This window comes from Priestia sp. SIMBA_032 (assembly GCF_046535215.1).
Taxonomy (GTDB): Bacteria; Bacillota; Bacilli; order Bacillales; family Bacillaceae_H; genus Priestia; species Priestia aryabhattai.
Genome location: NZ_JAWRXD010000007.1, coordinates 123424 through 140515, shown reverse-complemented (window position 1 = coordinate 140515; position 17092 = coordinate 123424). Strand labels below are relative to the sequence as shown.

Genomic DNA, 17092 nt, shown 5'->3' with positions numbered 1-17092 from the left:
CTCTTCTAAAAGATGGTGAGCATAACGCCAAAAAGAACATTATATCAAACAGTCAGCTTTAGACGGCCTAACATAATGTTCTCTAGATCATTCATCAAGAATGCCGATATGTTAAAAAGCGCTCATACCAAATGTCAATGAAATCTGGAGCAAACGGGCCTTTTCGCTGTCGAATCCAACCTTTTAACTCCTCTACATGATTATGTAAAATACGGTCAATCACTTCTGGATAATTCATTTCTTTTCGATGCTTCTCATATTCATCTTCATCAAGAAGGGTGTATGTCATATCTGGATAGACTTTGATATCTAAATCATAATCAATATATTTGAGCGCTTCATTGTCATCATAAATGAACGGCGAACTGATATTGCAGTAATAATAAATTCCATCTTCACGGATCATCCCAATGACATTAAACCACTGCTGAGCATGAAAATAACAAATTGCCGGCTCTCTTGTGACCCATGTTCGTCCATCTGATTCTGTAACGACCGTACGATCATTTCCTCCAATCACTAAGTTATTGGTTGCTTTTAATACGGTTGTCCGATCCCACACGCGATGAATATGTCCATTATGCTTGTAGCTGTGTATTTGAATTGTTTCTCCTTCCACCGGAATTCCCATCTCCAATACCTACTTTCATTTTAGCACTTAAAAAAATTCATATAACGTCTCGATTTGTCTTATGTTTATTATAACGGTTTCTCTCTCATTTTAACACAAATGTGCTGACCTTCTTGAGTTCAAAAAAGTCACTCCCCCTACTTTTCCTTTGCTTGGCAGCCTTAAAAAAGAGAGGAAATGACACATCAATGTTCATTAAGCAAGTGTAGAGCAAGCCCCTTCACTTTTATATGTACGAATAATGTCTTCGGTTTGTGCTTCAAACGTCAATTGAATCTCTTTTAATTTCAGTTTCATTTCACTAATTTCATCTTGCACAGAATGAAGTTTTGCTTCTTCATGAAGTTTTATTAGTTCACCTTCAATTTCCTGACAGCGCTCAATCTCAGACTGCAAAAACAGAAGTTGATCCATGGTCTCCAATTGTTGAGTCACTAGCTGATCAAATTTTTTCATACGACAGCTCCTCCCTATTTGCTTTAACCATACACGCGGCACTTCTGTTAACATTCTGTTTAGGTGATCCAGATTCCTTTGACGAGCTGTGTAAAGTTTCAAGAAGTTTTGTCATACTTTGTTGCTTTTTATATAAGAAAAAGCGAACTTAACATCGCCGTATGAAAGACGTTAAGTTCGCTTTTGATATTAACCTTGGTATTTACCAGCGTTTTGGTTTTTCTTTGCTTCAGCTTGTGCGTTTTGTTGTCTCACTTCTTGAGCACTTGTTTCGCTAGCAAATTCAGTACCGAAGTTGTTTTTAGATGCTTGAGCATTTTGGCTTTTGTTTGCCGCTGCTTGTGCATTTTGTTGTTTCACTTCTTGTACATTTGTTTCGCTACCAAATTCAGTACCGAAGTTGTTTTTAGATGCTTGAGCATTTTGTTGTTTCACGTGTTGTGTGCTTGTACCAGATGCTGTTTTGTTTGTTTGTTTTGCCATTGTAATCACCTCCACGAAAATTAATATGCCCGGGAGGTAAATAGGGTATGCAAACTTTTTTCAGTATTTTAAGGCGCAAGCACAAAATACATTTACCTTACATTAAAAGTGAACGCCCTCCGTCAATAATAAGCGTTTGACCGCAAATCATATTTGCTTGATCGGAGACTAAGAACATCACTGCATCTACCATGTCTTTTGGCTCCACCATACGACCAGCTGGAGTATGTTTGCGCGCATCATCTAACAGTTCATCACGATTTGGGAAGTGTTTTAATGCTTCTGTATCCACAGCACCTCCGGATACAGCATTTACCACAATATTCTTTGGAGCAAGCTCCACTGCTAAATAGCGAGTCAATGCTTCTACAGCAGCTTTTGACACGCCTACTGTTGTATAATTTTCTAAATAGCGAATAGAACCAAGCGAACTGATGGTAACAATCTTTCCTCCGCCTACTTTTTCCATACGTTTAGCCGCTTCTTGTGCACAGAATAAATACCCTTTACTATTGATGTCCATTGTCCAATTCCAGTGAGTTTCTTCTAATTCCATAATAGGACGTAAAACCCCTGAAGCCGCATTACTTACAAATACATCTAAGCGACCAAATGCTTCATCAATTTGCTCAAACATTTCTTTAATTTTCTCTACTTTTCCTACGTTTGCTTTAACAACTAATGCTTCTCTGCCTAATGCTTTGATTTCTTCCGCTACTTCCTGCGCTGCACTTTTGCTTCGTGCATAGTTTAATACAATATCGTATCCTTCTTTAGCAAGACGTAAGGCAATCTCTTTACCAATACCTCTGCTGCTTCCCGTAACTAGTGCTACCTTTTGTGACATGATGTCATCTCCCTTATGTATCATATTATCTTTACATTGTACTGATTTTATCGCATAAGAAACAAGTAATATAGGGAAAATAGATAAAACTTGATAAAATGAACGAGGTGAATAGAATGTATGTAGGTAGAGACATGACGGCTCTTTCAATGATTTCTAAAAGCGAGTGGAAAGACAGCGAGCTTGCGTTTTTCCATCACTCTTTACAGCAAATGACGCCGTATTTAAATGCTGAGGGACAAAGTATTCATCAGCAAATTATTAAAGAAATTGAAGCACGTGGCGGGTTACAGCGCCACGAAGCAGATTATACACACGGCACGCATGTATCATATGATTAAATAAAAGAAGCGCGGAGTTTATCCACGCTTCTTTTATTTAACAAGCAAATATTCTTTTAAGATTTTTTGATGGGAAACAGGAAATGCATATTGTTCTAAATCTTTTTCAGAAACTACTTTCAAGTTTTTTAATGCACCGATATCACTTACCAGCTCTGCTTCATATACTGTGATGTTCCAGACGATATGAGAAAACACGTGCTGAATTGTGGTAAACGGCGCATTAATTTTAATATCAGCTCCGTACTCATTTTGAATAAATGCCTGAAGCTGCTGATGATCTGGCGCTATACTAAGATCTACTTCTATATTTGGAAATTCCCATAGGTTAGCTAAAAGTCCTTTGCTTGGACGCTTATGAATCAGATAATTTCCTTCACCGTCTTTAACCACCGCTGCAGCAAGCTGAAGAGCACGCGGCGCTTTTTTCTTTGATTTAACAGGAAGCTCATTCTGCACCCCTTCTTCGAAAGCGCGGCAATGTTCGCGAACTGGACATAACAAACAGGAAGGAGAAGTTGGTGTACAGACAATGGCACCAAGCTCCATCATGCCTTGATTGAAATAGGAAGGATTATCTTTTGAAATAATTTCATGCACGATTTCTTCAAACAGCTTTCTTGTTTTCGGTTTTGCAATATCATCCCAAACGGATAAAATGCGCGATAGCACACGCATGACATTTCCATCTACAGCAGGCTGCGGCACTCCGTATGCAATACTTAAAATGGCCCCTGTTGTATAAGGACCCACTCCTTTTAGTTTGGAGATTTCTGCTGGCGTATTTGGAACTTCTCCCCCGTATTGTTCGTGAACTTCTCGAACCGCGGTTTGCAAATTACGGGCACGGGAATAATAGCCTAATCCTTCCCACGCTTTTAACACATCATCTTCATTCGCATAAGCTAAGTCTTTGATAGTGGGAAATTTGCTAATAAAATTATTAAAATAAGGAATAACCGTATCCACTCTCGTTTGTTGAAGCATAATTTCAGATACCCACACCTTATAAGGGTCCTGATCTTGACGCCAAGGTAAAATGCGCTGTTCCTGTTCAAACCAAGAGATTAAGTCATTTTGAAATGCTCGAATATCAAAATTTTGTACAATATCTTTACTTTGTTTCACGTCATAGCCTCCGAGGTATTAACTATACATATACAATGTGTTGCTTTTTGAATCTTAGTAACTTTATGATAACCTTATAACAACTACAAATATGAATAGTAAAATGAATTGTTCAAATAATGAATAAAAACAGCCAATTTGCTACGTTAATAATAAAACAAGATTTTTTGCTTTAAATCAAGCTTTTATGTTGAATTAGAATAATCTAAGATCGTCATCTTACAAAGGAGGAGTTCGCTCTGGATACTGGTACACACATTGCAATGGGAATCGCTCTGGGCGGCCTTGCAACATTAGACCCCACTGTATCTGCGAATACAGCCACAATGGATGCTGTGATGATTGGCGTAATGGCCGGGTCATTAGCACCTGATTTAGACACTGTTTTAAAGCTGCGAAACAATGCACAGTATATCCGCAATCACCGTGGAATTACACATTCTATCCCGGCTGTTATTTTATGGCCTTTGCTTATCGTGCTCATTCTTTCGCTTCTGCTGCCAGGAGCTAACTTGCTGCATCTATGGATGTGGACCTTTGCAGGCGTCATTATTCACGTTTTTGTTGATATCTTTAACGCGTATGGCACGCAGGCTTTAAGGCCTTTCACAAATAAATGGATTGCGCTTGGGGTAATCAACACGTTTGATTACGTGATTTTCTCAGCCCACGTACTTGCGATTTTAATTTGGTTTATCGGAGCAGAGCCGGGACCAACATTTATTACGCTCTATGTGTTATTGGCGTTTTACTATGGACTGCGCTTTTATATGCGCCATCAGATCGCCAAGAAGCTTCGAAAACAGTTTCCTGATGTAATCAAGCTCAATATCTCTCCTACGCTTCGTTTCACTCACTGGCATTTAGCCGTGACAACCGAAAAGTATTTTCATGTAGGAAGAGCAATCGGAGAAGAAATTTTCATTTATGATACGTTTGATAAAGTTCCAATTCCCGAATCGGCCGTAATTGAAGTAGCGAAAAAAGATGAAAATTTATCTGCGTTTCTTTCCTTTTCACCTATTTATAGATGGGAACTGGACGAATATAACGACCACATTGAAGTGCGCTTTATTGATTTACGCTACCGCAGCAAAGATTACTATCCATTTGTAGCCGTAGTCCAGCTTGATTACGACTTAAATATTATTTGTTCGTACACTGGTTGGATTTTTAGTGAGAAAAAATTGCGTAAAAAGCTTGATTATCTCCCGCACTAATCATAACAAGAACAAATATGAAACCCAAAAACGAACCGTCTTGAGAAGACGGTTCGTTTTTATTTAATGTTTTAAATAGTCATCGTTATTTAATAAATGCTGATATTTAGGGTTTTTAACCGCGATTTCATGAAGTTTGTCACCGTAGCTGTTGATGTACATCGTAACAACCTTTTCCGTCGCTTCTTTCCCTTTATAATCATATCCTGCTTTTGCGTAAGATGACTCAAAATCTTCCCAGAAAAGTTCGACCCACGTACGGGCTTGAGCATATGAAAGCGAACTGTTTTTGCTTAATAGCTGATTCGTTAATCTTTCGAATATATCGTTCATAAGAACACCTCGATTACCAAAATTCTTTATGAGTATGTTTGCACTTTTAACTTACACTATAAATGCGGAGTTATTCACTCCCTCATGTACTATATCATAACCGCAACGCTTTCTGTTGTAAAAGGAGAGGTATCGATGCGCAATAAAGCAAAAGATTTTCCAAACCAACATCATACTAAGTTTGAAGGCGAACCTCGAGCAAAAGCTGAATACGCTTCAAAACGGGCAAATGGAACAATTAACACGCATCCGCAAGAACGTATGCATGCTTCTAATGAGCGCGAAGAATAACCGCTTGCTTTGCTTATTTGTTTAAAAATAAAGTGATATAGAAATCAAACAAGCAGCACACTTCGTGCTGCTTGTTCGTCCCTTTATTTTTTCAACATAGAAATAGGCAATGCCTCTTCGTTTTGCGGTGAACCAAGCCTAAACCCCCACGCAAAAACTCCGTTCATATAATCAATTTTAAAATATGAACCCGGATCTCCTTGAATTTCATATACTTCCCCTGCTTTAAACGTTTCAGGATCTAATAAATACGATCTAGCCATTGTTACTTTTCTTTCTAATACTGCATACTCATTGACCATGCCAAGCTGTTCAGCTTTTCGTGCTTTTTCTTGAAGAGACCCAATTTCTTGTTGAAGTTCATACGTTGTCATATCGCTGTAACGTTTTTCAGACATGCTGTTTTCCCCCTTGTTTGCTTTCATTTTATTATAACAAAAGGTATAACTAAAGGGAGACTATGAAAAGGGAGTTTTGGGAATGAAAACAGTACTAATCACAGGCGGTGCGACGGGTCTTGGAAAAGAACTCGCAAAACTTTACGCAAAAGACTACAACGTCATTCTAGCTGGACGCAATCAACAGAAATTAACTGAGGCGCAGCATGAGCTAGGAGACAACGTATATACGATGTTTGTAGATATTACACAGTATGAAGAAGTAGGAAAATCTGTAGAAAAACTGCTGATGCAGCATTCAGTAGATATCCTTATCAACAATGCAGGTATTGGACATTTTGGTCCTTTGACGGATTATACAAAACAAGCAATCGATGAAGTCATCGATACAAATGTAAAAGGAACTATTTTTTTAACACAAGCGCTTATGCCTCATCTCTTGACGAGACCTGAACCTAAAGTTATGAATATCATTTCAACTGCAGGACTTCGCGGAAAAGCTAATGAAAGCGTCTATGTGGCAAGCAAATTTGGCGTAAGAGGATTTACAGAAAGTTTAAAAGTGGAGTATCAAAATACCAGCCTTCATGTGATTGCAGCTTATATGGGGGGCATGAATACCCCTTTTTGGGATCACAACAACCACATTAAAGATAAAAGCCGCTTGCGCTCAGCTTCAGAAATCGCTGAGATTATTTATAAACAGCAGAATGATTCAGAAGACATTTTGTTTTAAAGAAAGAGTGAAACCTACGTTAACGTTAACCATGAAAAAATCCGAACGAGTTGGATTCTCCATCAAGAATCTCGATTCACCGTTCGGATTTTCCTTCACCTAACATACTTTTGTCCCGCCTTTATTCTTCTTCAATGGAATCTAGAAATGATTGAATTTGGTCAATAGAGAATCCTTTTCTATAAAGAGCCTGCTTCATTTTTTGCTGATATTCCCAGCCTTCATACTTTGAAAAACGACGATGAGCTTTCATTCCTTGGTATTGCAGAGCTTCCCATGCCTCATCGCTTTCTTTTTCTGTATTCGTGCGCTGAAATGCTTCTTGAATAACAGAAAACGAATAGCCCTTCACTGCCAATGCTTGTTCCATTTTTTGTTTCATCATTACTTGAGATAATTTTTTATATTTTCCTTTTAACTTTTCAATTAATTTTACAGCAGTTTGAATTTGCTGTTCTTCAGGGTATTCACATAAACTAAGGGTAATAATGGAATCAGAAATCCCCTTTTCTTTTAATTCTCTTTGAATCACATTTGGTCCTTTTGGTGTTGTGTTCATCTGAGTTAACACAAATGCTTTTGCAAACTCTTCATCATTTAAATAACGGTGGCTGACTAGTTTCTGAATAACTTGTTGAATAATAGTAGAGTTAATTTCTTTTTTCTTTAAATAATCATGTACCTCTTTTTCAGAGCGCATTCGATAAGATAAGTAAGTGATCGCTAAATTATAAGCTTTTTTCTCATCATCTGCGTACTGAATTTCGGTTAATTCAAATTCATCAAGCTGACGACCTTTTTTTAAGTCATATTTGATGAGGACATTTTCGTCAACACCAAAGCCAAACTCTTCACCTTTACCGTAATCTAAATACACATTATAACGTTCACCGCTATTCTTTTGCGTTGTGATCTTTGTGATAACAGGCATTAACCTTCACCTCATATTTCTTATTTAAATTGATGGCTGAAGAACCGCAAAACGTATCATACACATTTTTATTTATCTCAATAAAGGAGGAAGTTCGTATGAAAATTGTTATTGCTGGAGGAACTGGATTCGTAGGTAAAGCTTTAACAAAACATTTTTTAACACAAAAACATTATGTATATATTTTAACACGCAATGCAGATAAAGCTGCAAGAGATCCGAAACTTAAATATGTAGAGTGGATGCAAGAAAACAGCCAACCTGAAGAGCATGTAGAAGGAGCAGACGTTTTTATTAATTTAGCTGGCGTTTCACTTAACAGCGGCCGCTGGACGGACGAGCGTAAAAAAGCCATCGTGGAAAGCCGCCTTTCTTCTACTCAAGAAATCCTTCGCATTATGGCTGCCTTACCCGCAAAGCCGTCACTTTACGTAAATGCAAGCGCCGTTGGTTATTACGGGACATCAACGAAAGAAACGTTCACAGAAGCTTCTCCATCCATTGGCACAGACTTTTTAGCTGAAACGGTAAAAAAGTGGGAAAACGAGGCTCTAAAAGCTATGGAACTCAATATTCGTACTGTCTTAACAAGATTCGGCGTTATATTAGGGAAAGATGGCGGAGCACTTCCTTCTACAGCCCTTCCTTATAAATTATTTGCAGGAGGAACAGTCGGTTCTGGAGAACAGTGGATGTCTTGGGTACATCTTCAAGACGTCGTGAAGATCATTGATTATTGTATTCATACCGAACAAATAGAGGGACCTATTAATGTAACTGCTCCCAATCCCGTTCAAATGAAAGAGTTTGGAAAGACGATTGGAAAAGTATTGAATCGTCCTCACTGGATGCCCGTACCTAGCTTTGGCCTTCAGCTGCTGATGGGAGAAATGAGTATGATTATTTTGAAAGGACAGCGCGTTTTATCTGAAAAATTGATTCAACAGAATTACATTTTTACATATACTGTATTAGAAGATGCATTGCGAGATTTACTCTAGTTATTTTCTGTTATTTCCCTAAAACAGGTGACTAAGCTGCCGATAGATAGGAGTAACTTTATGAAAACCATTCTCTTGAAAAATGCAACGCTCTATCCTATTACGTCAAAACCTATTTATAATAGTGATGCGCTCATTCAAGATGGAAAAATTGTTTTAATTGGGCCAAACTTGCAGCCACCTCTTCGAGTAGAAGTCATTGACTGCAAACAGCGTTATTTATTCCCTGGATTTATTGATGTTCATACACATCTAGGATTATATGATGAAGGAACCGGCTGGGCCGGGAATGATGCTAACGAAACCATTGAACCTATGACTCCACATATCCGAGCTTTTGACAGTGTACATCCTTTAGATCCTGGGTTTAAAGATGCCATTGAAGCGGGTATTACGTCTGTACACATTATGCCTGGAAGTGCAAATGTGATCGGAGGCACAACGTCTGTTATTAAAACAGCTGGAACAAGCATTTCTCAAATGTTAATTCAAGAGACAGCTGGACTTAAGATTGCGCTAGGAGAAAATCCAAAACGAATCCACAGCCACGGCAATAAAGAATCCATTACACGAATGGGTATTATGGGGATGCTGAGAGAAGCCTTTTATCATGCAAAAAGCAGTGACAATAAAGATGATTTGCGAATTAAACCACTCATTCAAGCACTGAATAGAGAAATCCCCGTTCGAATTCATGCTCACCGAGCCGATGATATTCTGTCAGCTCTGCGCTTAGCAGATGAATTTCATTTAGACGTTCGTATTGAGCACTGTACAGAAGGCCATTTAATTGCTAAAGAGCTGGGTGGAAGAAACTTAAAAGTAAGCGTGGGACCAACTTTAACACGCCGCTCAAAGGTTGAACTTAAGAATAAAACGTGGAAAACCTATCAAGCTCTTTGCAATGAAGGAGTAGAAGTTTCCATTACAACAGACCATCCTTATACGCCCATTCAGTACTTAAATATTTGTGCATCCATTGCCGTACGTGAAGGGCTCGAAGAACAAAAAGCATTAGAAGGCATCACGATTGCTGCTGCTCGAAATCTCCGTATTGATCAGCGAATCGGCAGTATCGAAGCAGGAAAAGACGCTGATTTGGTGCTATGGAGCCATCATCCTTTTCACTACTTAGCAAAGCCTATTTTTACCATGATAAATGGTAAAATATTATTTAAAAAAAATTAACATTTTACCTATTTTCTTTTTTAATTTTTTTTAGTATGATACGTTTAGAAGCATGTGAATTTCACAAAAGCATAAACATCACACGTTGACTTTTTATGTTTGTTGACTTGTAATGGGAAGGCAAATGGTGCGCCACCAGGTAACTGGTTCTAGTGGGTTCGATTCCCACCCCGAAATTTTTTTAATTATTAAAAAATTTCGAGGGTGGGGACTTGATTGGAGTCTGTATATACCCTCGATCAGGAGGGAAAAGTTATGTTAAAAAAACGTGACCTAAATGACTGTCAATCTCTATACGAACTCATGGTACATCCTGATGTCTTCCCTTTTGTTCGTCATAAAGCCCGTTCCTATGAAGAATTTTTATTTGTGACTAAACAAACGATGGAAGCAGAAGATCATGGAGAAATCATTTCTCGCACGATTTTAGACGAATGGGGTAACCCTATAGGCACCATTAATTTATTTGATGTACAGGACCAAGCTGGCTTTTTAGGCACTTGGCTTGGCAAACCGTTTCATGGAAAAGGATATAATCAAATTGCAAAAGAAGCGTTCTTTAATGAACTGTTCTTTGAGTTAAATATAGAGCGAATTTTTATGCGAATTCGCAAAATTAATATTAGGTCTATTAAGGCTGCAGAAAAACTGCCTTATGCAGTACTTGCGAATGAAACACACAAAGCTTTGTACGATGAAATTAATCAACATGAAGACGTATATGATTTATACGAAATCCCAAAAGATTTGTATACATTATACTACTTGCGTCACGAACAAGACGTTCAAGAAGATCACCAGCTTAAAGAAGCGTAAGAGTCTCTCCGTGTAACGGAGAGCTTTTTTTATGATTAAAAACGAGAGATTCTGGAAAAAATAAGTAGCATGATCGAAAAACGTTAATTGGAGGTTTTTTTATGTCTGAAAAAAAACGAAAAGAAAACGCAAAAAATACGTTAAGTAGCGCTCAAGAAATCTATTACGGCCGTGAGTTTAAAAAAGCAGACCGTGCAGGCGGCTACACGAAAAAATAAGTGAGGCAAAACATCTCTATCCAACGCTTGATCATCTCAACGTCCTTTTTGTACAGTTTGTATCGGAAGGACGTTTTTATATTATGTAGACATAATAATACGAAGATTTTATAGATGTTATTGAGGTTTTTTTACTACTCTACTATATCCACAAAGTTTACCCACAATTATGTGGATAATGTGCATAACTTTATTGAATATGCATATTACCGCTTTCATAACTTGAAATAACAGTGGGTAATTTTTATGTAAATTTTCTGAAAAAATGTGAATAGTGTGGATAAAGTTGTGAATATCCTATATAATTCAGCAGTTAACTTCTTGTTAACCTGTGGATATCTTCTTTAGTACTTTCATTTATTTTAGTAACATTAAGGCTTTCGATATATTATAAGTATAATAATAAAAAAGTAGGGGGAACTTCCCCCTACTTTTTTATTATTGGAAACAATATATCCACACTTGTTCCTTTATCTAACTCACTAGAAAACGTCATCTGCGCGTGGTGAGCTTTAATAATCCGATAGCTGACCATCAGTCCTAAACCTGTACCTTTTTCTTTTGTACTATAAAAAGGCTCACCTATCTTCGCTAACCGTTCAGGAGGAATACCCTGTCCTTCATCAGCAAGCTGCAGCCAAAGATGGTTTTCTTTTACTTTAATCATGATATGAATAGCTCCTCCTTCAGGCATTGCTTCGATAGAATTTTTAATAATATTAATGAATACTTGTTTTAACTGATTTTTATCTCCATACACCTTTGGTAACTGGTCGTCTCTTTCAAATATGAAAGCTACTTCCTTTTTTACTGCTTCAGGTTCAAGAAGTGAGCACACTTCTTGAACAAGCGCTTGCATATTCAAAGATTCAACCTTCATTACCTGAGGTTTTCCTAACATCAAAAATTCTTCTACGATTCCATTCATTCGTTCTAATTCCGTTTCCATGATATCTATATACAAAGCATCTTTAGGATGTTGTTCTTTTAATAAGTGAACAAAACCTTTTAAAGAAGTTAAAGGATTTTTGATTTCATGAGCTACTCCAGCTGCAAGTTCTCCTACCACGGCAAGCTTCTCAGAAGTTCTAAGCTTCTCTTCTGCCTTTTTACGCTCCGTAATATCTGTCGATACGCACAGCATTTGAATCATTTCCTGTTTTTCATTCATAATAGGAAGTTTTGCTGTTTCGACCCAGCGCCGGTTTCCTTTCGAATCTTTAAACTGTTCTTCTAATACCATCCCTTTTTGGGTACAGTTTGAAAACGCCCCTTTATATAAAAGATCTGATTGAAGGTTGAACTGATATTTATCAATTGATTGTCCAATTAAGTCATCAGATTTTTCACCTAAGAGCATCGCAAAAGATTCATTAACGAGAATGAATTCCCTTTTTTGATTGATAGCATAAATATAGCTTGGATTAATGTCAATAACTTGTCTTAAAAACGTTTTTTGTTCCTGCAGCTGATTTTCTTTTTGCTGTAAATTCGCTTTAGAATGGCGTATATAGCTAATCATTTCATTAAACTGTTTAGATAAAATACCGATTTCGCCCCGCTCAATTTCTCGTTCCGGAATTTTTTGATTAAAATTCCCGCGCGCTACTTGTCCCGCCAATTCATATAGTTTATGAATTGGATTCACAATTTGCCTTGCATATAACGCGGTAAAAAAAGAAAGCAGTAAAATCGTAACACCTGAAACGATCCAAAGCGTTTTTTCAAACATTTCATAAGGCCTGTAAATTTCTTCAACAGGTAATTCAGCGACAATTCCCCAATCTAAAACAGGAATATATTCGAAAGACGCAAAGAAATACTTACCTTCGGTGTTCACAACGCGCCGATATCCTGATTTATGATTCATCGTTTTCTGAACGATTTCGTTTTTCTTAGCATTTTCACCGATTCTCTGTTTCTCTGGGTGGGAAATAATTCTACCATTGCGGTCTACAATAAATGTATAGCCGTTCTCTCCTATATCGAACGTTTGAAAGATGGATTGAAAACTTTCATTTTCTTCAATTCTCAGCGCTAAATTTACGACCTTTTTTACATTTTGCTGCCCATCCAAAATAGGAATCGCCATCACCACAATGTAATGCTTTGTGTCTGCTGAAACGACATCGCTTAAATATATTTTTTTGGTGCGCAGCGCTTCTTGAAAATATTTTCTTTTACTTAAGTTCACGTGCTTCATATTCTTTAAATCATTCGGGTAATAATGCTCCACATACCCTTTTGTATTAAAAATGGTTCCGCTATCGATATACGGTGAAATATTAACTATTTTCTGCAGTTCTTTGTCTATCTCTTGTTCATCATCCGATAAAAAAATAGGATCTTGCTGTACCTCGTCGCCCAGGCTCCAAATATCTTTAATGACGACGTTAATTTGCTCTTTCATTCTCTTGACGGTTTTATCAGTTACCTGCCGATATTGATCTTGAGAAATATTAGGCAGCATCACTCTTGAAACAATAAACATTAGCGTTAATACGGTACAAATAAGAAGCACATTAATCATGAAGATTTTCCAAAACGTATGAGATTTAAACCATTTCATGTTTGTTCACCTTAATCTAATGAAGTCTATCTCCATTGTACTGCAAAATGAAAACTTTTCCATGTAAATGATAGAATTCCACCTTTAGACATAGAAGAAAAGCATTGGGTTCTACATTACGACCAGAAAACTATGAGCTTTTTCACTGTGTTTTAAACATTTTTTTAGGGTTCTTATATAAACTTTGCTTCCTGCATTTTCTTCATGCAGTAGAAATCCATTATTTATCCTCCGATAAAAAGACCCCATCACGAAATGATGAGGTCACCAATTTACTATTTCTTTTTCCTTCTAGCCCAGTAAAAACCAAATAAGAGAATAAACCAAACGGGTGTCAACAATAAGGCTGGGCGCGTCGCATCAGAAAACAGCATAATAATAAGAATCACTGCAAACAACGCTAGCACAATATAGTTTATAAATGGTGTTAACGGTGCTTTGAATGTTGATGCTGCATGTAGCTGCGGACGCGTTTTTTTATATCTTAGATGACAAATCAAAATGATACTCCACACCCAAATAAAACAAATAGCGCTAATGGTCGTTACGATGCCGAAAGCTTGGTCTGGTATAAGTTTGCTTAAAAGAGCTCCCGCTGAGATGACCAGCGTAGATACAAATAATCCGTTGCTTGGTACGTGGTTTTTATTCAGTTTTGCAAACTTAGATGGCCCTTGGTCATTTTTACTTAAATTATATAAGATACGGCTTGTTGAAAACATTCCGCTATTACAAGCAGAAGCAGCTGAAGTTAATACAACAAAATTGATAATTCCAGCAGCAAGCGGAATTCCGACTAAACTAAAGGTTTTAACAAATGGGCTTTCTGCTGCATTTAATTCCATCCACGGGTTAATAAATAAAAGGACGATAAGCGCTCCAACATAGAAAAATAAGATTCGCAGCGGAATTTTATTAATGGCCGATGGAATATTTTTTTGGGGATTTGATGTTTCTGCTGCGGATACCCCTACCAATTCAACTCCCACGTATGCGAATATAACCATTTGGAACGAAAGTAAGAAACCTGAAACCCCATTTGGAAACAGTCCTCCATGATTCCAAAGGTTTTGAACAGTAACGGATCCCGCGTCTGTTTTAAATCCCATTACCAGCAAAATAACGCCAATAATAATTAATGCAAGAATCGTAATAACCTTTATTAAAGCAAACCAAAACTCTAATTCTCCAAATAATTTTACGGTTAATAAGTTAAGCCCTAATAAAATAATCACACAAATAAGTGCAGGAATCCACTGAGGGATATTGAACCAATATTTCACATATACGCCAACGGCAATCACATCAGCCATAGCTGTCATGATCCAGCAAAACCAGTAGGTCCATCCCGTTACAAATGACGCCCATGGTCCAAGATACTCTTCAGCAACATCAGTTAATGATTGATAACCTGCTTTAGATAGCAGTAGTTCTCCTAGCGCTCTCATCACAAAGAAAAGCGCAATACCCACAATTACATAAGCAAAGATGATAGAGGGACCTGCAAGCTGTATTGCTTTACCAGAACCTAAAAACAAGCCCGTCCCAATGGTTCCCCCAATCGCGATTAGCTGAACATGACGATTGGATAAATCCCTCTTTAATTCTCGTTGTTCCAACTCTAACTCCTCCTAACAATAATACCTTTGATGCCATCGTACGGACTACAAATAAAGTCCAATAAAAAAAGAGATTGGATGCGCTCCAATCTCATGGTCATAAGAATAACAAATATTAAGGTACATGCTACCAATTAGTAACATGCCAAATAAATATCCGGTACTCTTCTGTCCTTTTGCCTGAGATTGTGAACCCTTCGGCGTCGCGAAACTATCGCGATCTCTCCAGAAGCTGCTCCTGCTATAGTGTGACCCACAGCAATCATAGCTTTCTACGTATTAAATTTTTCCGATCAATATAATGACTGTCGAATAGTTGTTTATTCTAATACCAGTTTGATGCTTTGTCAACAAGAAAGAGCATTTTCATTTATTTACCTTCTTTAAAAGAAGACACTACATAAAAATCTTGTTTCTTTACTTGTGACAAAGATCACCTTATTACAAACAAAAAAGAGCAGAATCAAATCTGCCCTTTACTCTTTATCTATTTATTTCTTTAACGTCAAACTTACCACATTCTCCACATGTGCGGTATGAGGGAACATATCCACAGGCTGAATGTAATCCACATGATAAGCCTTCGACAGCTGCTGCACATCTTTTGCTAGTGTGGATGGATTACAAGAAACGTAAACCATTTTCTTTGGCTTCACTTGTAAAATCGTTTTTAGAAGCTTATCATCACAGCCTGTTCGCGGCGGGTCAACAACGATAACGTCTGGCTTCCAGCCTTCTTTTACCCACTGCGGCATCCATTTTTCAGCTGGACCCGTCACATATGTGGCATGCTCAAACCCATGATCTTGGGCATTTTTTCGCGCGTCTACAATGGATTCTTCAATCGTGTCCATTCCGCGAATTTCTTTGGCATCTTTAGCAAGCCATAAGCCAATTGTCCCTACTCCGCAGTAAGCATCTACAATTTTTTCACTTCCCGTTAGCGCAGCTGCTTTTTTCACTTCGTCATATAGCTTCACGGTTTGAAGAGGATTCAGCTGGAAAAATGCACGCGCTGAAAGTTCGAACGAGATATCTCCTAACGTTTCTTGAATCACCGATTTCCCAGCCAGGGTAAACGTTTCGTCTCCAAAGATAAGCGATGTTTTTTGGCCGTTTACGTTTTGTACGAGCGATTTTACTTCCGGCAGGCGGCGCTGAATTTCTTTAGTCAACAGCTCTTTTTTCGGAATTTCTTGTTTAGCCGTGATCAAGACAACTTGCACTTCACCCGTTTCAAATCCTACTCGAGATACGATGGTACGTACAATACCACGGCGTTTGCGTTCATTGTAGATAGGAATTTGAAGATCTTGTAAAATTCGTTTTATTTCTTTTGTCACGTGATTCGTGGCTCCATGCTGAATCGGACAGTTTTCAATGTCAATCAAGCGGTGAGAATTCAATCCGTACAAACCGGCGATAACTTTTTGTTTATCCACACCTACTTGAAACTGAGATTTATTACGATAGCGCCAAGGATCTTCCATACCAATCGTTTGGCGTGTTTTTTCTTCTACTTTTTTTAATGAACTGTGACGTTCGAACGCTTGCAGAACAATATCGCGCTTAGATTCTAGCTGACCTTCATAAGATAAGTGCTGAAGCTGGCAGCCTCCGCACTGGTCGTAAATCGGACAAGGTGCTTCTACGCGCTGAGGAGATTTTTTGCGAATTCGCTTAATTTTCCCTTCGGCAAACTTATGCTGAACATTTGTTGCTTCTACAACCACTTCTTCATTCGGCAATGCTCCCGGCACGAAGACGACCTGGCGCTTAAAATATCCTACGCCTTCTCCATTAATACCGAGTCTTTTTATAGTCAACGGAAACGTTTGTCCTTTTTGAACTTTCATTTCAGTTTTTGGTTTATTCATGAGACCAAC

Annotated in this window: 19 protein-coding genes and 1 riboswitch; of the genes, 8 read left to right on the top strand and 11 right to left on the bottom strand. The window is 37.9% G+C overall.

Annotated elements, in window-relative coordinates; genetic code table 11:
- Positions 1-94: 94 nt before the first annotated feature.
- The 4 genes from ntdP to fabL form a co-directional block, all read right to left on the bottom strand.
- Positions 95-631: a nucleoside tri-diphosphate phosphatase gene (gene ntdP / locus SB717_RS21595; protein ID WP_013055163.1), complete on the bottom strand. Its 537-nt coding sequence runs from the start codon at positions 629-631 to the stop codon at positions 95-97.
- Between the two features lie 195 nt (positions 632-826).
- A complete protein-coding gene (locus SB717_RS21590) occupies positions 827-1087 on the bottom strand; it encodes a YgaB family protein (RefSeq protein ID WP_013081548.1) in 261 nt (86 codons plus the stop codon).
- Between the two features lie 189 nt (positions 1088-1276).
- Positions 1277-1570 (bottom strand): gamma-type small acid-soluble spore protein, encoded by a 294-nt coding sequence (locus SB717_RS21585; protein WP_074682691.1) that lies wholly within the window; start codon positions 1568-1570, stop codon positions 1277-1279.
- Positions 1571-1667: 97 nt separating this feature from the next.
- On the bottom strand, positions 1668-2417 hold the full coding sequence (fabL, locus tag SB717_RS21580; protein WP_016762867.1) for an enoyl-[acyl-carrier-protein] reductase FabL: 750 nt from the start codon (positions 2415-2417) through the stop codon (positions 1668-1670).
- Positions 2418-2533: 116 nt separating this feature from the next.
- Between fabL and SB717_RS21575 the strand changes: the two genes are divergently transcribed.
- Positions 2534-2758 (top strand): hypothetical protein, encoded by a 225-nt coding sequence (locus SB717_RS21575; RefSeq protein WP_014461827.1) that lies wholly within the window; start codon positions 2534-2536, stop codon positions 2756-2758.
- A 33-nt stretch (positions 2759-2791) separates the two neighbouring features.
- On the opposite strand, the gene mutY is transcribed toward SB717_RS21575, so the two are convergent.
- The gene (gene mutY, locus SB717_RS21570; protein ID WP_074682689.1) at positions 2792-3886 is read right to left on the bottom strand and encodes an A/G-specific adenine glycosylase; all 1095 of its coding nucleotides are present in this window, start codon (positions 3884-3886) and stop codon (positions 2792-2794) included.
- A 239-nt stretch (positions 3887-4125) separates the two neighbouring features.
- Between mutY and SB717_RS21565 the strand changes: the two genes are divergently transcribed.
- Positions 4126-5106, top strand: coding sequence for a metal-dependent hydrolase (locus tag SB717_RS21565; RefSeq protein WP_074682687.1), 981 nt, complete (start codon positions 4126-4128; stop codon positions 5104-5106).
- 63 nt (positions 5107-5169) lie between these two features.
- Here the strand turns inward: SB717_RS21565 and SB717_RS21560 are convergent, their stop codons facing one another.
- Complete coding sequence (locus SB717_RS21560; protein WP_028412432.1) at positions 5170-5439, bottom strand: YfhJ family protein; 270 nt, start codon at positions 5437-5439, stop codon at positions 5170-5172.
- A 135-nt stretch (positions 5440-5574) separates the two neighbouring features.
- Between SB717_RS21560 and SB717_RS21555 the strand changes: the two genes are divergently transcribed.
- Positions 5575-5730 (top strand): small, acid-soluble spore protein K, encoded by a 156-nt coding sequence (locus SB717_RS21555; protein ID WP_013055155.1) that lies wholly within the window; start codon positions 5575-5577, stop codon positions 5728-5730.
- An 83-nt stretch (positions 5731-5813) separates the two neighbouring features.
- On the opposite strand, the gene SB717_RS21550 is transcribed toward SB717_RS21555, so the two are convergent.
- Positions 5814-6128 (bottom strand): YfhH family protein, encoded by a 315-nt coding sequence (locus SB717_RS21550; protein ID WP_013055154.1) that lies wholly within the window; start codon positions 6126-6128, stop codon positions 5814-5816.
- A gap of 82 nt (positions 6129-6210) precedes the next feature.
- On the opposite strand from SB717_RS21550, the gene SB717_RS21545 reads away from it, so the two are divergent.
- The gene (locus tag SB717_RS21545) at positions 6211-6864 is read left to right on the top strand and encodes an SDR family NAD(P)-dependent oxidoreductase (RefSeq protein ID WP_182007015.1); all 654 of its coding nucleotides are present in this window, start codon (positions 6211-6213) and stop codon (positions 6862-6864) included.
- A 121-nt stretch (positions 6865-6985) separates the two neighbouring features.
- On the opposite strand, the gene recX is transcribed toward SB717_RS21545, so the two are convergent.
- Positions 6986-7795 carry a recombination regulator RecX gene (gene recX / locus SB717_RS21540; RefSeq protein WP_144646508.1) on the bottom strand — a complete coding sequence of 270 codons (810 nt, stop codon included), beginning with the start codon at positions 7793-7795 and terminating at the stop codon, positions 6986-6988.
- A 98-nt stretch (positions 7796-7893) separates the two neighbouring features.
- Here recX and SB717_RS21535 point away from each other — a divergent pair, with 98 nt between their 5' ends.
- The 4 genes from SB717_RS21535 (at position 7894) to SB717_RS21520 (ending at position 11018) form a co-directional block, all read left to right on the top strand.
- On the top strand, positions 7894-8796 hold the full coding sequence (locus tag SB717_RS21535) for a TIGR01777 family oxidoreductase (protein WP_410904651.1): 903 nt from the start codon (positions 7894-7896) through the stop codon (positions 8794-8796).
- Between the two features lie 60 nt (positions 8797-8856).
- The gene (locus SB717_RS21530) at positions 8857-9984 is read left to right on the top strand and encodes an amidohydrolase (protein ID WP_074682679.1); all 1128 of its coding nucleotides are present in this window, start codon (positions 8857-8859) and stop codon (positions 9982-9984) included.
- A gap of 255 nt (positions 9985-10239) precedes the next feature.
- A complete protein-coding gene (locus SB717_RS21525; RefSeq protein ID WP_410904650.1) occupies positions 10240-10800 on the top strand; it encodes a GNAT family N-acetyltransferase in 561 nt (186 codons plus the stop codon).
- A 101-nt stretch (positions 10801-10901) separates the two neighbouring features.
- Positions 10902-11018: a YfhE family protein gene (locus SB717_RS21520; protein WP_013055148.1), complete on the top strand. Its 117-nt coding sequence runs from the start codon at positions 10902-10904 to the stop codon at positions 11016-11018.
- A 427-nt stretch (positions 11019-11445) separates the two neighbouring features.
- Here the strand turns inward: SB717_RS21520 and SB717_RS21515 are convergent, their stop codons facing one another.
- The 3 genes from SB717_RS21515 to rlmD all read right to left on the bottom strand — a co-directional run bounded on the left by SB717_RS21515 (position 11446) and on the right by rlmD (position 17083).
- Positions 11446-13587, bottom strand: coding sequence for a cache domain-containing protein (locus tag SB717_RS21515; RefSeq protein WP_410904649.1), 2142 nt, complete (start codon positions 13585-13587; stop codon positions 11446-11448).
- 275 nt (positions 13588-13862) lie between these two features.
- Positions 13863-15206 (bottom strand): amino acid permease, encoded by a 1344-nt coding sequence (locus SB717_RS21510; protein ID WP_410904648.1) that lies wholly within the window; start codon positions 15204-15206, stop codon positions 13863-13865.
- Between the two features lie 158 nt (positions 15207-15364).
- Positions 15365-15445: riboswitch (glycine riboswitch) on the bottom strand.
- 252 nt (positions 15446-15697) lie between these two features.
- Positions 15698-17083, bottom strand: coding sequence for a 23S rRNA (uracil(1939)-C(5))-methyltransferase RlmD (gene rlmD / locus SB717_RS21505; RefSeq protein ID WP_098622114.1), 1386 nt, complete (start codon positions 17081-17083; stop codon positions 15698-15700).
- Positions 17084-17092: the final 9 nt, after the last annotated feature.

What these genes read in the sequence shown, in the direction of transcription:
- ntdP (WP_013055163.1), bottom strand. Translation starts at nt 631, where the DNA reads ATGGGAATTCCGGTGGAAGGAGAAACAATTCAAATACACAGCTACAAG.
- SB717_RS21590 (WP_013081548.1), bottom strand. Translation starts at nt 1,087, where the DNA reads ATGAAAAAATTTGATCAGCTAGTGACTCAACAATTGGAGACCATGGAT.
- SB717_RS21585 (WP_074682691.1), bottom strand. Translation starts at nt 1,570, where the DNA reads ATGGCAAAACAAACAAACAAAACAGCATCTGGTACAAGCACACAACAC.
- fabL (WP_016762867.1), bottom strand. Translation starts at nt 2,417, where the DNA reads ATGTCACAAAAGGTAGCACTAGTTACGGGAAGCAGCAGAGGTATTGGT.
- SB717_RS21575 (WP_014461827.1), top strand. Translation starts at nt 2,534, where the DNA reads ATGTATGTAGGTAGAGACATGACGGCTCTTTCAATGATTTCTAAAAGC.
- SB717_RS21560 (WP_028412432.1), bottom strand. Translation starts at nt 5,439, where the DNA reads ATGAACGATATATTCGAAAGATTAACGAATCAGCTATTAAGCAAAAAC.
- SB717_RS21555 (WP_013055155.1), top strand. Translation starts at nt 5,575, where the DNA reads ATGCGCAATAAAGCAAAAGATTTTCCAAACCAACATCATACTAAGTTT.
- SB717_RS21550 (WP_013055154.1), bottom strand. Translation starts at nt 6,128, where the DNA reads ATGTCTGAAAAACGTTACAGCGATATGACAACGTATGAACTTCAACAA.
- SB717_RS21545 (WP_182007015.1), top strand. Translation starts at nt 6,211, where the DNA reads ATGAAAACAGTACTAATCACAGGCGGTGCGACGGGTCTTGGAAAAGAA.
- recX (WP_144646508.1), bottom strand. Translation starts at nt 7,795, where the DNA reads ATGCCTGTTATCACAAAGATCACAACGCAAAAGAATAGCGGTGAACGT.
- SB717_RS21535 (WP_410904651.1), top strand. Translation starts at nt 7,894, where the DNA reads ATGAAAATTGTTATTGCTGGAGGAACTGGATTCGTAGGTAAAGCTTTA.
- SB717_RS21530 (WP_074682679.1), top strand. Translation starts at nt 8,857, where the DNA reads ATGAAAACCATTCTCTTGAAAAATGCAACGCTCTATCCTATTACGTCA.
- SB717_RS21525 (WP_410904650.1), top strand. Translation starts at nt 10,240, where the DNA reads ATGTTAAAAAAACGTGACCTAAATGACTGTCAATCTCTATACGAACTC.
- SB717_RS21520 (WP_013055148.1), top strand. Translation starts at nt 10,902, where the DNA reads ATGTCTGAAAAAAAACGAAAAGAAAACGCAAAAAATACGTTAAGTAGC.
- SB717_RS21515 (WP_410904649.1), bottom strand. Translation starts at nt 13,587, where the DNA reads ATGAAATGGTTTAAATCTCATACGTTTTGGAAAATCTTCATGATTAAT.
- rlmD (WP_098622114.1), bottom strand. Translation starts at nt 17,083, where the DNA reads ATGAATAAACCAAAAACTGAAATGAAAGTTCAAAAAGGACAAACGTTT.